This is a genomic window from Methylobacterium aerolatum, assembly GCF_022179085.1.
In the GTDB taxonomy this organism is placed as follows: Bacteria; Pseudomonadota; Alphaproteobacteria; order Rhizobiales; family Beijerinckiaceae; genus Methylobacterium; species Methylobacterium aerolatum.
The window spans coordinates 1-18,664 of the sequence record NZ_BPQE01000031.1 but is presented as its reverse complement, the minus strand read 5'-3'; the positions used below and the strand labels follow the sequence as shown (position 1 = coordinate 18,664).

At 69.9% G+C, this 18,664-nt stretch carries 18 protein-coding genes; 9 read left to right on the top strand and 9 right to left on the bottom strand.

Annotation, left to right across the window (positions count from 1 at the left end; translation table 11 throughout):
- Positions 1 to 28 precede the first annotated feature (28 nt).
- The 7 genes from MFF06_RS18990 to MFF06_RS18960 all read left to right on the top strand — a co-directional run bounded on the left by MFF06_RS18990 (position 29) and on the right by MFF06_RS18960 (position 6,916).
- Positions 29 to 982, top strand: coding sequence for a hypothetical protein (locus tag MFF06_RS18990; protein ID WP_238206878.1), 954 nt, complete (start codon positions 29 to 31; stop codon positions 980 to 982).
- A 67-nt stretch (positions 983 to 1,049) separates the two neighbouring features.
- Positions 1,050 to 1,943 carry a LysR family transcriptional regulator gene (locus MFF06_RS18985; protein WP_238206876.1) on the top strand — a complete coding sequence of 298 codons (894 nt, stop codon included), beginning with the start codon at positions 1,050 to 1,052 and terminating at the stop codon, positions 1,941 to 1,943.
- A 158-nt stretch (positions 1,944 to 2,101) separates the two neighbouring features.
- On the top strand, positions 2,102 to 2,920 hold the full coding sequence (locus MFF06_RS18980) for a putative hydro-lyase (protein ID WP_238206875.1): 819 nt from the start codon (positions 2,102 to 2,104) through the stop codon (positions 2,918 to 2,920).
- Positions 2,921 to 3,082: 162 nt separating this feature from the next.
- On the top strand, positions 3,083 to 4,351 hold the full coding sequence (locus tag MFF06_RS18975) for an MFS transporter (RefSeq protein WP_238206873.1): 1,269 nt from the start codon (positions 3,083 to 3,085) through the stop codon (positions 4,349 to 4,351).
- Between the two features lie 23 nt (positions 4,352 to 4,374).
- Complete coding sequence (locus tag MFF06_RS18970; RefSeq protein WP_238206871.1) at positions 4,375 to 5,136, top strand: LamB/YcsF family protein; 762 nt, start codon at positions 4,375 to 4,377, stop codon at positions 5,134 to 5,136.
- A complete protein-coding gene (locus MFF06_RS18965) occupies positions 5,133 to 5,885 on the top strand; it encodes a 5-oxoprolinase subunit B family protein (protein WP_238206870.1) in 753 nt (250 codons plus the stop codon). The genes MFF06_RS18970 and MFF06_RS18965 overlap by 4 nt, the downstream gene beginning before the upstream one ends.
- Complete coding sequence (locus tag MFF06_RS18960; protein ID WP_238206868.1) at positions 5,882 to 6,916, top strand: 5-oxoprolinase subunit C family protein; 1,035 nt, start codon at positions 5,882 to 5,884, stop codon at positions 6,914 to 6,916. Before MFF06_RS18965 ends, MFF06_RS18960 begins: the two co-directional genes overlap by 4 nt.
- 116 nt (positions 6,917 to 7,032) lie before the next feature.
- Here the strand turns inward: MFF06_RS18960 and MFF06_RS18955 are convergent, their stop codons facing one another.
- Positions 7,033 to 7,455, bottom strand: a complete 423-nt coding sequence (locus MFF06_RS18955; protein WP_238206867.1) for a hypothetical protein — start codon at positions 7,453 to 7,455, stop codon at positions 7,033 to 7,035.
- Between the two features lie 137 nt (positions 7,456 to 7,592).
- Positions 7,593 to 8,378 carry a hypothetical protein gene (locus tag MFF06_RS18950; protein WP_238206865.1) on the bottom strand — a complete coding sequence of 262 codons (786 nt, stop codon included), beginning with the start codon at positions 8,376 to 8,378 and terminating at the stop codon, positions 7,593 to 7,595.
- A gap of 325 nt (positions 8,379 to 8,703) precedes the next feature.
- Between MFF06_RS18950 and MFF06_RS18945 the strand changes: the two genes are divergently transcribed.
- Positions 8,704 to 9,738, top strand: a complete 1,035-nt coding sequence (locus MFF06_RS18945) for an aspartate-semialdehyde dehydrogenase (RefSeq protein WP_238206864.1) — start codon at positions 8,704 to 8,706, stop codon at positions 9,736 to 9,738.
- A gap of 187 nt (positions 9,739 to 9,925) precedes the next feature.
- Here MFF06_RS18945 and MFF06_RS18940 read toward each other — a convergent pair whose 3' ends face one another.
- The 7 genes from MFF06_RS18940 to MFF06_RS18910 form a co-directional block, all read right to left on the bottom strand.
- A complete protein-coding gene (locus MFF06_RS18940; RefSeq protein ID WP_238206856.1) occupies positions 9,926 to 10,645 on the bottom strand; it encodes an ABC transporter ATP-binding protein in 720 nt (239 codons plus the stop codon).
- A complete protein-coding gene (locus MFF06_RS18935; RefSeq protein ID WP_238206854.1) occupies positions 10,638 to 12,692 on the bottom strand; it encodes a branched-chain amino acid ABC transporter ATP-binding protein/permease in 2,055 nt (684 codons plus the stop codon). Before MFF06_RS18935 ends, MFF06_RS18940 begins: the two co-directional genes overlap by 8 nt.
- Positions 12,693 to 12,697: 5 nt before the next feature.
- A complete protein-coding gene (locus MFF06_RS18930; protein WP_238206852.1) occupies positions 12,698 to 13,570 on the bottom strand; it encodes a branched-chain amino acid ABC transporter permease in 873 nt (290 codons plus the stop codon).
- Positions 13,571 to 13,794: 224 nt separating this feature from the next.
- On the bottom strand, positions 13,795 to 15,021 hold the full coding sequence (locus MFF06_RS18925; RefSeq protein ID WP_238206842.1) for an ABC transporter substrate-binding protein: 1,227 nt from the start codon (positions 15,019 to 15,021) through the stop codon (positions 13,795 to 13,797).
- Positions 15,022 to 15,391: 370 nt separating this feature from the next.
- Positions 15,392 to 15,670 carry a DUF2312 domain-containing protein gene (locus tag MFF06_RS18920; protein ID WP_238207152.1) on the bottom strand — a complete coding sequence of 93 codons (279 nt, stop codon included), beginning with the start codon at positions 15,668 to 15,670 and terminating at the stop codon, positions 15,392 to 15,394.
- Positions 15,671 to 15,906: 236 nt separating this feature from the next.
- Complete coding sequence (locus MFF06_RS18915; protein WP_238206840.1) at positions 15,907 to 16,212, bottom strand: DUF1244 domain-containing protein; 306 nt, start codon at positions 16,210 to 16,212, stop codon at positions 15,907 to 15,909.
- Between the two features lie 59 nt (positions 16,213 to 16,271).
- Positions 16,272 to 17,057 (bottom strand): N-formylglutamate amidohydrolase, encoded by a 786-nt coding sequence (locus MFF06_RS18910; RefSeq protein ID WP_238206838.1) that lies wholly within the window; start codon positions 17,055 to 17,057, stop codon positions 16,272 to 16,274.
- A 211-nt stretch (positions 17,058 to 17,268) separates the two neighbouring features.
- Here MFF06_RS18910 and MFF06_RS18905 point away from each other — a divergent pair, with 211 nt between their 5' ends.
- Positions 17,269 to 18,591 carry a glycerate kinase type-2 family protein gene (locus tag MFF06_RS18905; RefSeq protein WP_238206836.1) on the top strand — a complete coding sequence of 441 codons (1,323 nt, stop codon included), beginning with the start codon at positions 17,269 to 17,271 and terminating at the stop codon, positions 18,589 to 18,591.
- The last annotated feature ends 73 nt before the right edge of the window (positions 18,592 to 18,664 follow it).

The following is an 18,664-nucleotide window of genomic DNA, read 5'->3' as shown; positions in this document are numbered from 1 at the left end:
GGCGTTGAGAGAGAAGAGCGTTCAGTCGATGCCGGTGCACGGTCTCAGGTTGCCCCTCGCGGCGCTCCTCGTGGCGAGCGGGCTCGGAGCCGCCCTCGCGGCCGATCCGATCTATCCCTCGGGCTCGCGGTTCGGGTTCTCTCCGCCCTCGGACATGGTTCCGTCGCGGCGCTTCGCCGGGTTCGAGCGGGAAACGGGCGGCGCCACCGTCTCCGTGGTGGAATTGCCGGCGAACGCCTTTCCAGAACTCGTGAGCGGCTTCACGGACGACAACCTCCGCAACCAGGGGTTCTCGGTCCTGAAGAAGGAGCCGATCCAGATCGGCGGCAATGAGGCGATGCTCTACACGGGCGAGCAGCAGAACGATCCCGCCGCCAACGGGCAGACGGTCCACAAGTGGATCACCGTCATCGGCACGCCCAGCGTCACCGGGCTGATCATCGCGCAGGCCACGCCCGACGCGGAGACCGACGAGACCATGCGCAAGCTCGTCACCGAGGTCGTGGTCCGCGAGCCCCTTTCATTGTCGCAGCAGGTCGATGCTTTGCCCTTCCGCATCGCGGATCTGGGTGGGTTCCGGCCCGTGCGGGTGCTGGCGGGCAACTCGGTGCTGCTCACCGACGGCCCGAAGGACCAGATCCAGAATCTCGAACAGCCGATCCTCGTCCTCGCCCAGGCCGTTCAGCAGCCGCCGACCGCCGAGCAGCGCGACGCCTTCGCCCGCGCCGCCCTCTACGCGAACCAGACGATGAAGGATTTCGTGATCGAGCGCTCGCAGGCCTACCGCTCGAACGGCGTCGATTGGCACGAGATCGTCGCCCGGGCGACCGACATCCCCACCAAGCGGCAGGTGGTCGTCGCCCAGACCATCCGGTTCAACCCGGACGGCTACCTCCGGGCCATCGGCGTCGTCCGCGAGGATCAGAGGGAGGGGACCCTCGCCAAGTTCCGGGAAATCGTCGACAGCGTCCAGTTGAAGTAGCAGGCCCGGCCGTCGCCCGGTCCTTCCCTTGCTTGACGGGCGCCGGAGGGGACGGGACAGTTGCGGGATGGCCGATTTCCGAAGCCTGGAAGTCTTCTACTGGGTCGCCACGCTCTCGAGCTTTCGCCGGGCGAGCGAGCAGGTCAACACGACCCAGCCCGCCGTCTCCCAGCGGATCGCCGCCCTGGAGCACGAGTACGGCACCCTGTTCGAGCGCCGCAGCCGCGACGTGGTGCTGACGGAGCGGGGCCGCGTTCTCCTCGGCTTCGCGGAGCGGTTCCTCTCCCTCCAGGCTGAGATGGGTGCGGCCCTGGCCGGCACCGGCCGCACCACGGGGACGCTGCGGCTCGGCGTCTCCGAGACCATCGTCCACCTTTGGTTGTCACGGTTCATCGAGCGGATGCGCGCGGAGCATCCGGGGGTCAGCGTCGACATCACCGTCGACATCTCGCCCAACATGCAGGCCGCCCTGGTGGCGAACGAACTCGACCTCGCCTTCCTCGTCGGGCCGATCACCCTGCCGAGCCTCACGAACCATCCCCTGCTCAGCGTGCCGGTGGCCTTCGTCGCCGCGCCCGGCCTCGTGCCGGAGGACGAGCCGCTCAGCCTCGGCTCCCTCCTGCGCCACCCCCTCGTGACCTATCCGCGGAACACGAGCCCCTATGTCGAACTGCGCGACCTCGTGCTGCGGGCCAACCTCCTGCCGAGCCAGATCCACACCAGCGCCTCGCTCGCCACCATCGTGAGGATGGGGATCGAGCGCCTCGGCATCTGCGTGATCCCGCCGGCCATCGTCCGGGACGAACTCGCCTCCGGCGCCCTGCGGATCCTGCCCGCCGAGATCACCCTCACGGACCTTACCTTCACCGCCACCTACGCCAAGCGCCTCGACGACCACTTCGTGGCCGATGCCGCGCGGATCGCGAAAGGGGTCGCGCGGGACTGGTCAGGAGCCCGATAAGACGGGGTTATCGGCAGCCATTCGCAATGACGATTGGCGCCGAAAGCGGCACGATGGGAACCTGTCTCTTAAGGCGGCACATCGCTTCGCGATTGGGGCCGTATTGCGGCGCAACACGCGCCGGTTGCGCTGCGAGCGCAAGGACCGGGAGACACGCGGTGACCGTCCACGTCGAGCCCCCCAGCGCTGCTGCGAGCGCCTTCGCCGATGCCCGGCAGGCCCGGCGCGCCATCCGCTCCGGTGATTGGCGCGGCCACACCTCCGGCCTCGCCCCGGCCCATGTGCAGGGTAACCTGATGATCCTGCCGCAGGCGCTGGCCCCGGACTTCCAGCGCTTCTGCCAGTTGAACCCGAAACCCTGCCCGGTGCTCGGGGTCTCAGAGCCCGGCGCCCGGACGCTGGCGGCCCTGGGCGAGGATCTCGACCTCGCCACCGACGTGCCGGGCTACCGGATCTACGAGAACGGCGAGATGGTCGCGGAGGCGGGCGATCTCCGCCAAGTCTGGCGGGACGACCTCGTCACCTTCGTGCTCGGCTGCTCCTTCTCCTTCGAGGAGGCGCTGATCGAGGCGGGCATCCCGCTGCGGCACGTCGCGCAGGGCCGCAACGTGGCGATGTACAGGACCTCGATCCCGACCGAGCCGGCCGGCCCGTTCCACGGCCCCCTCGTCGTGTCGATGCGGCCGATGAAGGCCGCCGACGCGATCAAGGCGGTGCAGGTGACGGCGCGGATGCCCGCCGTCCACGGTGCCCCGGTCCACCTCGGCGACCCGGGCCTGATCGGCATCCGTGACATCGGCAAACCCGATTTCGGCGACGCCGTCGCCATCGAGCCGGACGAGATCCCGGTCTTCTGGGCCTGCGGCGTCACCCCCCAGGCCGTGGCCATGGCCGCCCGCCTGCCGCTCTGCATCACCCATGCGCCGGGCTTCATGCTGATCACGGACCTGCTGAACCGGGACCTGCCGTTCCGCTAGGGCGTCATTGCGAGCGACAGCGAAGCAATCCAGGGGCAGCGGGACGTCTCCAGACGGAGAGTATCCCTGGATTGCTTCGCTGCGCTCGCAATGACGGCAAGACGCTGACGATCGTAGTCAAAACATGACCTGATCACCGATCTCACCAGAAGGGGAACGACCATGTGGTTGAAAGACACGAGCCCGCCTGAGCGCCGGGTGTTGGGTGCGGCCTTCGCCGGATACGGCGTCGATGCGTTCGATTACATGATTTATACCTTCCTCATTCCCACCTTGGTGATCGTGTGGGGCCTGACGAAGGTCGAGGCCGGCAACATCGCCACGGCGGCGCTGTTGACCTCGGCCATCGGCGGCTGGGCGGCGGGCATCCTGGCCGACCGGTACGGGCGGGTCGTGGTGCTGCAGGGCACCGTCGCGTGGTTCACCGTCTTCACGGTGCTCTCGGGCTTCACCCACTCCTACGAACAGTTGCTCTTCACCCGCGCCATGCAGGGCTTCGGCTTCGGCGGCGAGTGGTCGGTGGGCTCCGTGCTGATCGCGGAGACGATCCAGGCGCGCTACCGGGGCAAGGCCGTGGGGCTCGTCCAGTCGAGCTGGGCGGTGGGCTGGGCCTGCGCGGCCATCGCCTTCTGGGCGGTCTTCGCCCTGGCCGAACCGGCAATCGCGTGGCGCATCCTGTTCTGGCTCGGCGCCCTGCCGTCGGTGCTGATCTTCTGGATCCGCCGCAACATCGAGGACCCGGAGGTCTACCGCGAGACCCGCTCGGCCATGCTGAAGGTCGGCGACAAGGGCAACTTCCTCGACATTTTCTCCCGCGACCTGATCGGCCGGACGGCGCTCGCGAGCCTCCTCGCGACGGGGATGCAAGGCGGCTACTACGCCGTCACCACCTGGCTGCCGACCTACCTGAAGACCGAGCGCCAGCTTTCGGTGCTTAACACCAGCGGCTACCTGCTGATGCTGATCTTCGGCTCGTTCCTCGGCTACCTCACCAGCGCCTACCTCTCGGACCGGATCGGCCGCCGCAAGGGCTTCATGCTGTTCGGCTTCTGCGCGGGGTTGCTCGTCCTCGCCTACACGTTGATCCCGATCACCGACACGGCGATGCTGTTCCTCGGCTTCCCGCTCGGATTCTTCCTCTCCGGCGTGTTCTCCGGGATGGGGGCGTTCCTCAGCGAACTGTTCCCGAGCCGGGTGCGGGGCTCGGCCCAGGGCTTCTGCTACAATGTCGGCCGGGCGGTCGGCTCGCTCTGCCCGGCCCTGGTCGCCCACCTCAGCGGATCGATGACGCTCGGCGTCGCCATCGGCGTGGTGGCGGCCAGCGCCTATTGCCTCGTGATCGTGGCGGCGCTTCTCTTGCCGGAGACGGCGGGGCGCGAGCTCGACGCGAGCGGCGAACCCTCGGCCTCGACGGCGCCGGCCACGGCCTGACGCGGCGGAACAGGAGCAGCACCATGGCGAGCGTCGATCTCAACGCGGATCTCGGGGAGGGCTTCGGGGCCTATTCCTGCGGTGACGACGGGGCGATGCTCTCCGTCGTGACCTCGGCCAACGTCGCCTGCGGCCTCCATGCGGGCGATCCCGAGATCATGGCGGCCACCTTCCGCATGGCGAAGGAGAAGGGCGTGGCGGTGGGAGCCCATCCGGGCTTCCCCGACCTCTGGGGCTTCGGGCGTCGGCGGATGCCCTTCACCCCCGCCGAGATCGAGCGGCTCGTCGCCTACCAAGTGGGCGCGGCCGCCGCGCTCGCGGCCTATGCCGGGCACCGGATCACCTACGTGAAGGCGCACGGCGCCCTCGCCAACCTCGCCGCCGAGGACCGTACGGTGGCCGACGCCATCGCCGGGGCGGTCCGCGCGGTGGACCGGGACCTCGCCCTGCTGGCCATCGCCCTGACCGCGCAGGTGCCGGCGGGCGAGGCGGCGGGCCTCGAGGTCCACCAGGAGATCTTCGCGGATCGCGGCTACACGGAGGACGGCCAGCTGATCGCCCGCAGCAAGCCCGGCGCGCTGATCACCGACCAGGAAGAGGCCGCGAGCCGGGTGCTGACCATGGTGGGCGAGGGCGCGATCCTCACCGCGTCGGGCCGCCTGCTGCCGACGCCGATCCGCTCGATCTGCGTCCACGGCGATTCCGCCCACGCCGTCGGCACGGCCCGCGCCGTGCGGGCCCGGCTCGAAGGGGCGGGGGTGACGCTCGCCCCTTTCCGGCCATGAGCGCCGCGCTGCCCGCGGCGGCCGTGCCGGACCCGCGCATCCTCGACGCGGGCGAGGCGGCCCTGGTGGTGGAGTTCGGCGCGAGCGTCGATCCGGCGATCAGCGACCGCGTGCTGGCCCTCGACGACGCGCTGGAGGCCGACCGGCCCGAGGGCATCGCCGAGACGGTCCCGACCTACCGCTCGCTGATGATTCACTACGACCCGCTGGTCCTGGACCGCGAAATCCTGGCGGGCCATGTCCGCCGCCTGACGGGCCGTGCGCCCGAACGGGCGGGCGGGGCGGCCCGCTGGGTCCTGCCCTGCTGCTACGACTCCCCCCATGGGGAGGACGTGGAGGAGGTGGCGCAGCGGATCGGGCGGACGCCCGGCGAGGTCGTGGCGCTCCATGCGGCGGCCACGTACCGGGTGTACATGTACGGCTTCGCCCCCGGCTTCGCCTATTGCGGCGGCCTGCCGGAGGCCCTGGCCGTGCCCCGGCGCGCGAGCCCGCGCCCGCCCCACCCCACCAACGCCGTGATGATCGGCGGCGGCCTCGCGGCGGTGGCGACGGTCGCCATGCCGACGGGCTGGTACGTGCTGGGCGCGACGCCCTGCAAATTCTACGCGCCGGAACGGGCGGAGAGCTTCTTCGTGCGGCCGGGGGACACCCTCCGCTTCGAGGCCGTGGATGCCGCGGCCTTCTCCAGCATCGCCGCCCGCGAGGCGGCGGGAGAACGGACCGCCCGGCGTGAGGAGGGACCGGCATGAGCATCCTTGCCATCGAGGCCGCCGGACCCGGCGTGACGGTGCAGGATGGCGGGCGGCGGGGCTTCCTCCGCTTCGGCATCACGGCTGCGGGCCCCATGGACCCGCTCATGTTCAGGACCGCCAACCGCGCGGTGGGCAATGCCCTCGACGCGACGGCCATCGAGATCTCGACGGGTGGACTGACCGTGAGCGCCCCCGAGGACCCCCTCGGTCTCGCCCTCGTCTCGGCGGGCTTCCGCGCGTCGCTGGACGGCGAGGCGCTGCCGGAAGCCTGCGCCCTCACCCTGGAGCCCGGCCGGACCCTGGCCGTGCGGGCGGGCAGCACCGGGGCCTGGGGTTACCTCGCCGTCGCCGGGGCGATCGACCTCCCCGCCATCCTCGGCTCCACCGCCACCCACACCCGCTCGCACCTCGGCGGCCTCGACGGGCGCGGCCTGCGGGCGGGGGATCGACTCGCCGTTCGCGCGCCCCGTGCCGGCGAGGGGGCGCCGCAGCGTCTCCTGGCCCCCTGGCTCGCCCGCGACCCGGCGACGATCCGCGTGGTCCCCGGTCCGCAGGACGACTACTTCACCCCCGACCAGATCGCCGCCTTTCTGGAACGGCCCTGGACCGTCTCGCCACGGGGCGACCGGATGGCCTGCTTCCTCGACGGGACGCCGCTCAGCCACGCCAGGGGCCACGACATCGTCTCCGACGGGGTCGCCATGGGCGCGATCCAGGTGCCCGGCAACGGCCTGCCCATCGTGCTGATGGCAGACCGCCAATCGACGGGCGGCTACCCGAAGATCGCCACCGTGATCGGCCCGGACCTCGGGCGGCTGGCGCAGGTGCAGGGCGGAACCACGATCCGCTTCGCCGCCGTCACCGTCGCGGAGGCCGTCGCCGCCCGGCGGGCCGAGGCCGAGGCGCTGAAGCCGGACATTCCCCGAGAGCCGGTGCTGCGGACGGAGTTTCCGGCGGAATTTCTGCTCGGCCTCAACCTTGTGAGCGGGGTGACGGATGGGCACGGAGGCTTGGCGAGGGTGGCCTGAGAGCGACCTCCGCATCCCTCCCGTCCTTGCAAGCACGGCGAGGGGGTGGAGAAGGCAAATAAAAAGGGGCGCGGACCCTTTCGGATCCGCGCCCCCCGAAACCCAGCTTGTCCGGCTTAGTAGGGACGGCCGTAGAGCGGCGAGGTCGGGTCGAGCCGGTCCACGAAAGACAGGTCGACGTTGCGGACCGCCGAGGACCGGGCGCCGATGAACGGGCCGTTGGTGATCGGATCGGGCAGGATGCCGGCGCCGTAGCGGTCGCTGGGGCCGTAGGGCGGCGTCAGCGCGTTCGAGGCGGCGATCAGGTAGGGGTTGGTCGCCGGGTTGGCGGAGCCGCCGGCACCCGGAACGCCGGAGCGCAGCGGCACGTTGCCGGCGTCGAGCCAGGAGCGCGGACGGACGCGGATGGGGAGCGGGCGGCTGACACGGTAGAACGGGCCCGGAGCGACGCCGTCCTGTGCCTGGGCGGGCGCCGCGGACACGGCGCTCAATCCGGCAACGGTGAGGGCGCCGAGGAGGGCGATCTTGAGGGAGCGCATGGCCGACCTTCGTGTAAGAGTGCCATCATTGTGGCGGCTGAAGCTTAACAGTTCGCCGCCCTTGCAGAGAAGACGCCTCAGCGCCGCCCTTGTTCCGACCTTATGGCCGCGCTTGTGCGATTTGCCACACTGATGCCTCAATTCTTCGTGTCCGCCCGGCGCCGCGGAACGGAGCCGGTGCGGCTCGGGCCCTCCGCCGCCGCGGTGGCCGGGCAGTCGCTCGTTGCGCGGGCGGTGGCGAAGGCGGCACTGGCGGTCGGGTCGCCGGGATCGTCGAGTTCGAGGGCGTCGAGGGTGCAGGCGAGGGACCGCGCATCGGGCGCGGTGCCGAGGGGGCCGCAGAGGAAGCCGTCGATCCGTAGGCCCGGCTGCGCCGTGACGAAGCCCGTGCAGCGGCGCGTGACCTCTCCGGTGAGGGTGGCCTCCACGGTCTCCGCCGTGCCGAACCGGGTCGCGACGGCGTCGCGCGATCCCGTCCGCCTGACCGAGAGCGGCATTCCCCCGGCCATCGGAACCGCCGCCCGCCGGGCGAGCAGCACGAACAGGCCGGGTGCGCGCTCGGCGCCCGCGCCACGGGTGAGGGCGAGGCGCAGGACGGGCGCCTCCGGCGCTTCGAAGTGGCCACGCGCAAGGACATCCTCCCTTAGGCCGGTGCGCGGGTCGATCCGGCCCGGCTCGACCTTCACCGGATCGATGCCGGCTTCCACCAGCCGCAGCGGCGCGACGCCCAGGATCGCGGGCCGCTCGACCTTGGCGGGCGGCGGGGCGAGGGGAGGGGGCGAGGCCGCCCACCGCACCGTCACCGCGAGGCCGGCCGCCAGTGCGGCGGCGGCCAGCAGGGCGGCGATGAGGCCGGGCGGCAACGGCGACCGTGCCTCGTGGTCCGCCCCGGGCCACCGATCGATCTGCGGGATCCTGCGCATGGGGTCTCCGTCTCCGCCGTGAACCAGCGTGCCACCCGGGGCGAGCTTGGCAGGACGAAGAAGACCGGAGGGTTTCCGGCCGGGCGCGTTCTCGCGGGAGGGTGAATCGATCCTTGCCGTCGCGTGGCGGCCTTGACAGGCCCCGGCCTTCCTGTGCCTTGCTTCGCGCACGGCCGAGGGTGCCGGCCCGGGAGGGCCGGATCCGCGGCCGTGCCCGTTTGCGGGCGAGACGGTCCGGCGCGAACGATTCCGCCGCCGGCACAGATCCAAGGAGAGGCGCAATCCCCGGATCGTTCGGGGTTCAAGGACGCGCGGAGACGAGAAGATGGGTTACAAGGTCGCCATCGTCGGTGCCACGGGCAACGTGGGCCGCGAGATGCTCGATATCCTGGCCGAGCGGGCCTTTCCCGCCGACGAGGTCGTGGCGCTGGCCTCGCGCCGCAGCCAGGGTCAGGAAGTCTCCTTCGGCGACAAGACCCTGAAGGTCAAAACGCTCGACACCTACGACTTCTCCGACACGGACATCTGCCTCATGTCGGCGGGCGGCGAGACCTCGAAGGAGTGGTCTCCGCGCATCGGCAGCCAAGGCTGCGTCGTTATCGATAACTCGTCGGCCTTCCGCTACGACGCCGACGTGCCGCTGATCGTGCCCGAGGTGAACGCCGACGCCGTGGCGGGCTTCACCAAGCGCAACATCATCGCCAACCCCAACTGCTCGACGGCCCAGCTCGTCGTCGCCCTGAAGCCCCTGCACGAGGCGGCGACGATCAAGCGCGTGGTGGTCTCGACCTACCAGTCCGTCTCGGGCGCCGGGAAGGAGGCCATGGACGAGCTGTTTCAGCAGACCCGCGCCGTCTTCACCGCCGGCGAGATCAAGCAGGGTGGAAAGTTCACCAAGCGTATCGCCTTCAACGTGATCCCGCACATCGATGTCTTCATGGAGGACGGGTACACGAAGGAAGAGTGGAAGATGGTCGCCGAGACCAAGAAGATGCTCGACCCGAAGATCAAGCTCACGGCCACTGCCGTGCGCGTGCCGGTCTTCATCGGCCACGCCGAGGCGGTGAACGTCGAGTTCGAGCGTCCGCTCTCCCCCGAGCAGGCCACCGAGATCCTGCGCTCCGCGCCGGGCATCCTCGTGGTCGATAAGCGCGAGAACGGCGGCTACATCACCCCGCACGAGGCGGCGGGCGAGGACGCCACTTACATCTCCCGCATCCGCGAGGACGCGACGATCGAGAACGGCCTGAACTTCTGGTGCGTCTCGGACAACCTGCGCAAGGGCGCTGCCCTCAACGCGGTCCAGATCGCCGAGGTGCTGGTGAACCGGAAGCTCTTGAAGAAGGCGAAGGCGGCGTAAGCCGCACCGACTCCTCTTCAGGCCACAACCTCATCCTGAGGTGCCGCGAAGCGGCCTCGAAGGAGACCTCCAGTCCGCGCAGCGATGCCTGGAGCCCACCTTCGAGGCCCGCCCCAGGCGGGCACCTCAGGATGAGGGCTAGGGTGGGGCGGAAGCATTTTTTCGCCCCGCCCCCCACTGACGGGCCTCAATGCCCGCCGAGATACGCCGCCTTCACCGCCGGGTCGTTCTTCAGCTGCGCCGCCGGGCCCTGGAAGCGGATGCGGCCGTTCTCCAGCACATAGGCGTGGTCGGCGACGCCGAGCGCCGCCATGGCGAACTGCTCCACGAGGAGCATCGTCACCTTCTCCTCCTTCAGCTGGCGGATGATCCGGAAGACCTCCTCCACCAGCTTCGGGGCGAGGCCCATGGAGGGCTCGTCGAGGAGGAGGATCTCCGGCTTCAGCATCAGCGCCCGGCCCATGGCCAGCATCTGCTGCTCGCCGCCCGAGAGGGTGCCGGCGAGCTGGTTGCGCCGCTCCTTCAGGCGGGGGAACAGCGTGAAGGCCCGCTCCCGGTCGGCGGAAATGTCACCCTTCGGGCGCGAGCCGGTGAGGCGGGGGAAGGCGCCGAGCGTCAGGTTGTCCTCGACGGAGAGCGTCGGGAACACCCGGCGCCCCTCCGGCGAATGGGCCAGCCCCTCGCGCGCGACGTCGTGGCTCTCCAACCCGGCGATGTCCTTGCCGTTCAGGCGGATCGTGCCGGAGCGCGGGCGGATCATGCCCGAGAGCGCCCGCATCGTCGTCGTCTTGCCCGCGCCGTTGGAGCCGATCAGCGTGACCACCTGCCCCTTCGGGACCTGGAAGGTCAGGCCGTGCAGCACTTCCACCAGGCCGTAGCCGGCGTGGAGACCCTGGACCTCAAGCATGGGCGGCCTCCGCAGCGGTGCCGCCCATTTCGCCGGGGGCGCCGAGATAGGCCTCGATCACCTTCGGGTCCGCCTGCACCTCGCGGGCGCCGCCCTCGGCGATCTTGTGGCCGAAATCGAGGACGCTCACCCGGTCGCACAGACCCATGACCACGTCCATGTGGTGCTCGATCAGGATGACGGTGATGCCCGCATCCCGGATCTTGCGGATAATCGCGACGAGGTCGGCGATGTCGGGCGCCGTGAGGCCCGCCGCCGGCTCGTCGAGGAGGAGCAGAACCGGATCCAGGGCGAGCGCCCGGCCGATCTCCAGGAGGCGCTGCTTGCCGTAGGGCAGGTTCCGCGCCTCGGTCTGCGCCAGGGCGTGCAGGCCCATGAAGTCGAGGATTGCCATGGCGCGGGCGCGCGCCTCGCGCTCCTCCCGGCGCCGCCGGGGCGTGCCGAGGATCGCGTCGAACAGCGTGCCCTTGAAGGTGTGGTGCAGGCCGACGAGCACGTTCTCCAGGGCCGTCATCTCGCGGAAGAGCTGGACATTCTGGAAGGTGCGGGCCACGCCCGACAGGGCGATCTCCGAAGGCGTGCGCCCGTCGAGGCGCTTGCCGCCGGCCACCGCCAGGGTCACCGAGCCGGCGGTCGGCTTGTAGATGCCGGTGAGCACGTTCATCATCGTGCTCTTGCCCGAGCCGTTCGGGCCGATGAGGCCGTGGATCGTGCCGGGCTTCACCGTGAGGTCGACGCCCGCCAGCGCCTTCAGGCCGCCGAACTGCATCAGCGCCTGATCGACCTTGAGCAATTCCGCCGCGCCGGCATCGCCGCGCTGGGCGATGAGCGCCGAGCCCTGGGCCTCGACGCTGCGGCCCTCGGCCGTGTGGGCCGGGCGAAGCGCGGGGATCATCTGTCGCAGGAAGCCGACGATCCCGTCCGGCAGATAGTAGACCACGAACAGGATCAGCAGGCCGAAAACCGTCAGGCGGAAATCGGTGACCGATTCCATCAGCATCGTGGCCGGGAAGAACAGGATGCAGAGGGCCACCGGGATCAGGATGGCGAAGCGGTTGTCGCGCTTGCGCAGGAAGGCCTGCGCGCCGACCACCACGGCCACCGCCGCGATGATCCCGGCCATGATCCGCACGAGGCTGATGTCGGCCAGGATGTTCGGCATCATCACGATGATCGCCGAGCCGATCAGCGGGCCGGAGCGCGACTTGCGCCCGCCCATGGTCACGGCGAGCAGGAACAGCACCGTCAACTCGAAGCTGTAGGTGTTGGGCGAGACGTAGCGCTCGGACCATGCGAACAGGGCGCCAGCGAGCCCGGCGAGGCCCGCCGAGACCACGAAGGCGTAGACCTTGTAGCGGTAGACCGAGACGCCCATGCAATCGCAGGCGATGGGTGAGTCGCGCAGGGCCTCGAAGGCGCGGCCGAAGGGCGAGCGCACCACGCGGTTCACGAGCACGATCGTCGCCAGCAGGCAGGCGCAGACGAGGTAGTAGAATTCGAGCTTGCGCCCCGCCGAGCCCCAGGGGGCCTGCATCCCGATCAACGAGAAGTCGAGGACGCGGACCGGGGGGAGGGTGATGCCGAGCGGCCCGTTGGTGATCGGCGTCAGCTCGTTGATGAAGATCTGGATGATCGTCCCGAAGGCCAGCGTCACCATGGCGAGGTAAGGCCCGCTCACCCGCAGCGCCGGCACCGCCAGGATCGCGCCGAAGGCGGCCGTCAGGCCGATGCCCGCCACGAGGCCGAGCCAGATGCCGATCTTGAAGTGGAAGAACAGGGCCGCCGCCGCGTAGGCGCCGATGCCGAACAACCCGGCATGGCCGAGGGAGACTTGGCCGGTATAGCCGACGACGATGTCGAGCCCGAGGATCAATATCGCGTAGATGGCGATGACGATCAGCAGGTGCACGTAATACGTGCTGGTGACGACGTGCGGAAAGCCCGCGAGGAAGGCCACGAGCAGGAGCCCGCCGACCCAGCCGATGCCGCGGCTCATGGAGGGAGAGGCGGCGGGCTCGGCCGCCGGCGCGAGGGCGCTGTTCGCCATGGCGGTCAGACCTTCTTGATCACGGCCTTGCCGAACAGGCCGACCGGGCGAATGGAGAGCACGACGAGGAGGAGGATCAGGCCCGGCACGTCCTTGTAGCCGGTCGAGATGTAGAAGCCGGTCAGCGTCTCCGCGACGCCGAGGATCAGGCCGCCGACGATGACGCCGAGGCCGGATTCGAGGCCGCCGATGATCGCCACGGCGAAGGCCTTCAGCGCCAGAACCGAGCCCATCGTGGCGCCGGTGAGGGTGACGGGCGCCACCAGCACGCCCGCGAAGGCCGCCGTCATGGCGCTGATCGAATAGGACAGGGTGATGACGCGCTTGGTGTTGATGCCCATCAGCCCGGCGGCGTCGATGTCGTTGGAGGTAGCGACGACCGCCTTGCCCCAGATCGACTTGCGGTTGAAAACTTCGACGGCGAGCATCATCAGCAGGGCGCCCGCGACGATCAGCATCTCCATCGGCAGGATGCGCACGCCGCCGATCTCGTAAGGCACGTCCGGCAGCGGGGAGGGGAAGGGCAGGTCGTCCCGGCCCCAGACGTTCTCGGCGACGTTCTTGAAGATGATGCCCAGCGCGATGGTGGCCATGATCCACCCGTACTCGGACTTGATCGCGATGGCGGGCCGCACGCCCAGCCGCTCGACCACGGCGCCGAGGCCGAAGCCGAAGACCAGCACGAGGGGGATCATCAGCCAGTAGCCGGTGAAGGGCACCAGCGTCAGGCCGAACAGGGCGCCCATCGCCAGGGCTTCGCCCTGGCCGAAGTTCAGCGTCTTCGACGTGGCGAAGGTCAGCTGATAGCCGAAGGCGATGGCGGCATAGATCATGCCGACCGCGACGCCCGAGGCCACGAGTTGCAGGAAGATGGTCATGGCGTGCGCGGAGCCCGTTCGATCATGGCCGGAGGTCGCGGGGTTCGGTCGGGGTGGATCCACGCCACCCCGCCAGCCGTCACTGCGAGCGAAGCCAAGCAATCCAGGGCGGCGGGACGACCCGAAACCTTGGCGCGTCCCTGGATTGCTTCGCTTCGCTCGCAATGACGATGAGAAATCAGCGGCGCCCCGGACGCAGACCGGGGCGCCAAGTCACAAAACAATCAGTTCGCGGACTTTTCCTTCACGCGGACGGTGCTCGCATTCTTGGCGTCGTCCGGGTTGGCGTAGACGATCTTGCCGTCCTGCACCTTGCCGAACACGACCATGTTGCGCGAGATCGCGTTGTGGTCCTTGGCCGTGAAGGGGTGATCGTAGGTCGTCACGACGCCCTCGACCTTAGTGTTCAGGTTCTCCAGGGCTTCACGGATCTTCGGTCCGTCGGTGGAGCCGGCCTGCTTGATCGCGGCGGCGATCAGGTAGACCGAGTCGTAGCCCTGGGCACCCGCCACCGGGGTCGGGATCTTCGTGACGCCGTAGCTCTTGTAGTAATCGTCGAGGAAGGCGGCGCGCTTGGGCACGGACTTATCCTCGATGAAGGTCTGCGGCATGATCACGCCGTTGCCGTTCGTGCCGGCGATATCGATGAAGCTCTGCATCGAGGCGGGCCAGGAGGTGATCATCGGCTTCTTCCAGCCGAGCTTGGCCATGCCGTTGGCGATCTGCGCGAGCTCCGGGCCGATGCCGTAGGCGAGGATCACGTCGGCGTCGGCTTCCTTGGCCTTGAGAAGCTGGGCCGTCATGTCGACGTCCTTGATGTTGAACTTCTCGACGACGACCGGCTTCATCTTCTTGGCAGCGAGCTGCTTCTCGATGTCCTCACGGCCGAGCTGGCCGTAATTGGTCGAATCCGCGAGCAGCGCGATCTTCTTGTAGCCGAGGCGCAGGGCCTCATCGACCATCATGCCGGCCTGGAGGACGTCGTAGGCCGAGTTCCGGAAGACGTAGTTGTTGTCGTAATCCGGCGCCTTGAACTGCTCGGTGATGATCGTGCCGGTGGCGACGTTGTTGAATACCGGGATCTCGGCTTCCTGGTAGAAGCGCTGGGCGGCCAGCGCCACGCCGGTGTTGATGAACCCGACGGTGGCGACGACCTTCTCCTTGTTGATGAGTTCCTGCGCGACCTGGGCGCCGACCTCGTTCTTGGCCTCGTCGTCGCGCTCGACGAGCTGGATCTGCTTGCCCAGCACGCCGCCGTTCTTGTTGATCTCGGCGGCGGCGAGCTTGGCGCCGTCGCGCATCGAGACGCCCATGGCGGAGGAACCGCCGGTGTAGGGTCCGGTGAGGCCGATCTTGATCGCGTCGGCGGCGAAGGCTGCGTGGAAGGGGGCGACGCTCAGGGCGGTCGCACAGAGAAGCGCGCCGACGAGGGCGCGTTTGGTCACGGTCATCGTTTCCTCTCCCAAGCCGGTCCCGCGCGGGGGCGCTGTCGGCATGACGTCTGCGTCGATCTTGTCGTGAAGTCGCGTCGCCGACGGTCCGCGACCCGTTCCATGGCGGGCAAGCGCGGCGCGGCACACCGACCGGTCTGCCCTTCGCCGTGGCAGCACTCGTGCGGTATCGCACCTTTGCGGGAAAGCTCACGGGACCGTCAAGGTCTCGTGGGCCATTCCGCACAAATCTTCAAAAGATTGCGATCACTACGCAGACCAACCAAGGTCGTCTTGCGTGACACGCGACGAACTTCATGAACACCGTCCTGGATGAAATCGACGGGACGAACGTTTCGCGCGGACTTGTCAGGGCGCGCCGGCCGACGGGCTACGCCATCCCGAGGGCCTGCATGTACAGCTCCAGGATCGCTTCCTGCTCCTGGCGCTCGCTGTGGTCCTGCTTACGGATGCGCAGGATGGTGCGCACCGCCTTGGCGTCGAAGCCACGGCCCTTCAGCTCGGCGAACACCTCCTTGATGTCGCCCATGATGCCGGCCTTCTCCTCCTCCAGCCGCTCCAGCCGCTCGATGAACTGCTTCAGCTCGTCGGCGGCCACGCCCTCGGCGGAGGAGACGTCTCCGGAGGTCGGCACGCCCGCGTGGGGCATCGAATGGGCGTTCATGGGGATCTCCGGTTGCGCGGCGCGGGGGCGCCTTCACCCAGCTGGTTAAGCGGCCAAGCTTACCGGAAACTTATAGCCCTGGCGGGGCCAAGAGTCCCGCGTGGCGGCAGAGGGTCCCGCATGGCCGCCAAGAGCCCCGCGTGGCGGCAGAGGGTCCCGCGTCGCGGCAGACGGTCCCCCCTCGCGGCGGTAGCTCGGCGTGCCGCGGCGCGGGGACCCGCTCAATGGCCGCCGGACCGGTCCGCGAAGGCGGCCTTCTGCTCCGGCGTCGCCTCGGCCTGGTGGCGCTCCTTCCACATCTCGTAGGGCATCCCGTAGACGGCCTCGCGGCTCTCGTCCTTCGTGAGGGGCAGGCCCTTGGCGTCGGCCGCATCCTTCAGCCAGTTCGAAAGGCAGTTGCGGCAGAATCCCGCGAGGTTCATCAGGTCGATGTTCTGTACGTCGCTGCGCTCCCGCAGGTGCGCCACGAGCCGCCGGAACACCGCGGCCTCCAGTTCGGTCTGCGTCGCGGGGTCGAATTGCGCCATGGGCGATGATCCTTGAGGCCTTATCGGAGACCGTCAGGTCGGTGCCGACGCTGCCCGCGTCAAGCGCGCAGGAGCGGGCGAAGGATGCGGGCGAACCGCTCCGCCCATTCGTGCTGCCCCTCCTCGGAGGCCACGAGGTCCTGCCGGATCTCGACCAAGGCGTTCGGCAGGCCGCGGATCGTGGCGTGCCGGTCGATCGTGTCGCCGGGCAGGCCGCCGCCGTAGGGATCGTTGTCGCCGACGACGAGGCTCGCCGGATCGGCCTTCAACGCCTCGATCAGCGGCCGGGCGAGGCGCTCGTCCCGGTCGTAGAGGATGCCGACGTGCCAGGGCCGGGGCACGCCGCGCCAGTACGGCGTGAAGCTGTGGATGGTGACGAGTTGGGGTACCCGCCCGGCCGCCTCGGCGGCGGCGAGGGCCGCCGCGATGCCGGCATCGAAGGGCTCATAGAACCGGGCGATGCGCGCCGCCTTGCCCGCTTCGTCGATCCGGGCGTTGCCGGGCACGATGGCGCCGTCGGACAGGCGCATCACCAGGGTCGGGTCCGCCCGGCCGCGATTCGGGTCGATGATGAGGCGGGAGAAGTTCGTGAGCACCGCCGGGGCGCCGAGCGCCCGCGCGAGCCTGCGCGTCACGCCCGCCGCTCCGATGTCGTAGGCGATGTGGCGGGAGAATTCCCGCTCGGGGACCCCGAGGGCGATGTCCGGCGGCACGAAATTCGAGGCATGGTCGCAGGCCAGCACCAGCCCGCAGGCCGGATCGCCGGGGATGAGCTCGCAGGGGTGCGCGCCTGAATGCGGGCCAGGGTACGGCTCTGCATCGGGCTCCGGGCGGATCAGGGACATTCGCTGGCTTCGACCGGGGATGGGCGGATGGACCGTCTTGCGCGCTTGCCGTCACGCTGCGGCTCGGGCACAGCACCTATCAAGGATCGTGCGTTCACGGCAAGGAACGGGCCCGCCGCCCCGGCAGGGGCGGGGATCGCACGGTACAGTTGAGAACGACCGCCGAGCCGGCAGGATAGCCGGGCAGGCACGAGGGAGCCCGTCGCACGCCATGTCCCAGCCCGTTACGCCCCAGGCCGCCGAGACCGACGTCCGGACCCAGCGCACCCATCTGGACGCCTTCCTCACGGCCGCGATCCGCGCCGCCCATCCCGATCTCTGCCTGCCCGCGCACCTGCCGCAGCCGAGCACCGGCCGCCTCATCATCCTGTCCGCAGGCAAGGCGGCGGGCAGCATGAGCGCGGTGGCGAGCCGCTTCTACCGGCAGGAGCACGGCCTCGGCGACGACCGAATCGTCGGGCTCGCCGTCGCACGTCACGGCTACGGGCAGGAGGCGCCGGGCATCCGCATGGTCGAGGCCGGGCATCCGGTGCCCGATCAGGCCGGCATCGACGCCACCCAGGAGGTCCTGCGCCTCGCGGCCTCCGCCGGGCCGGAGGACGACGTCCTCGTGCTGCTCTCGGGCGGCGGCTCGGCCAACTGGATCGCCCCGGCGGGCGACCTGACGCTGGCCGAGAAGCAGGCGATCACCCGCGCCATGCTGCGCTCGGGCGCGCCGATCGGCGAGATCAACACGGTGCGCAAGCACATCTCCCGGATCAAGGGCGGGCGCCTCGCCCAGGCCGCGCGCAACGCCCGCTCCCTCCTGACGCTCGCGATCTCCGACGTGCCCTTCGACGATCCGGCGGTGATCGCCTCCGGCCCGACGGTGCCCGACCCCTCGACGCTGGCCGAGGCGCGGGAGATCTGCGAACGGCGGGGCATCGCCCTGCCCGAGGCCGCGCAGCGGCTGCTGAACGATCCGAAGAACGAATCGCCCAAGCCCGGCGACCCGGCCTTCGCCCACGCCACCTACCGCATCATCGCCCGCCCGCAGGACGCCCTCGACGCGGCCGCCGCCGCCGCCCGGGAGGCGGGCTACGAGCCGGTGATGCTCGGCTCGGACTTGGAGGGCGAGGCCCGCGAGGTCGCCGCCGCCCACGCCGCCGAGGCCAAGCGCTACCGTGACCAGGGCCGCCGCGTCGCCCTGATCTCCGGCGGCGAGTTGACCGTGACGATCAAGGGCGAGGGCCATGGCGGGCCGAACCAGGAATACGCCCTGGCGCTGGCCATCGCGCTGGACGGCACCCCCGGCATCAGTGGCATCAGCGCCGACACCGACGGCACGGATGGCGGGCGCGGCCTCGCCACCGACCCGGCGGGCGGCCTGATCGACCCGACCACGCTGGAGCGGGCCCGGGCCGCCGGCCTCGATCCGGCCGCGATGCTCGCCCAGAACGATTCGACCCCGTTCTTCGCCGCCCTCGGCGACCTCGTGAATCCCGGCCCCACCTGCACGAATGTCAACGATTGCCGCATCATCCTCGTGGGCTGACGTGAGGCCCGGCCAACCCCTGGCCGGGAGCATGGACGATGGCGGTCGCGACACGCGGCATGTTTCTCGCCGT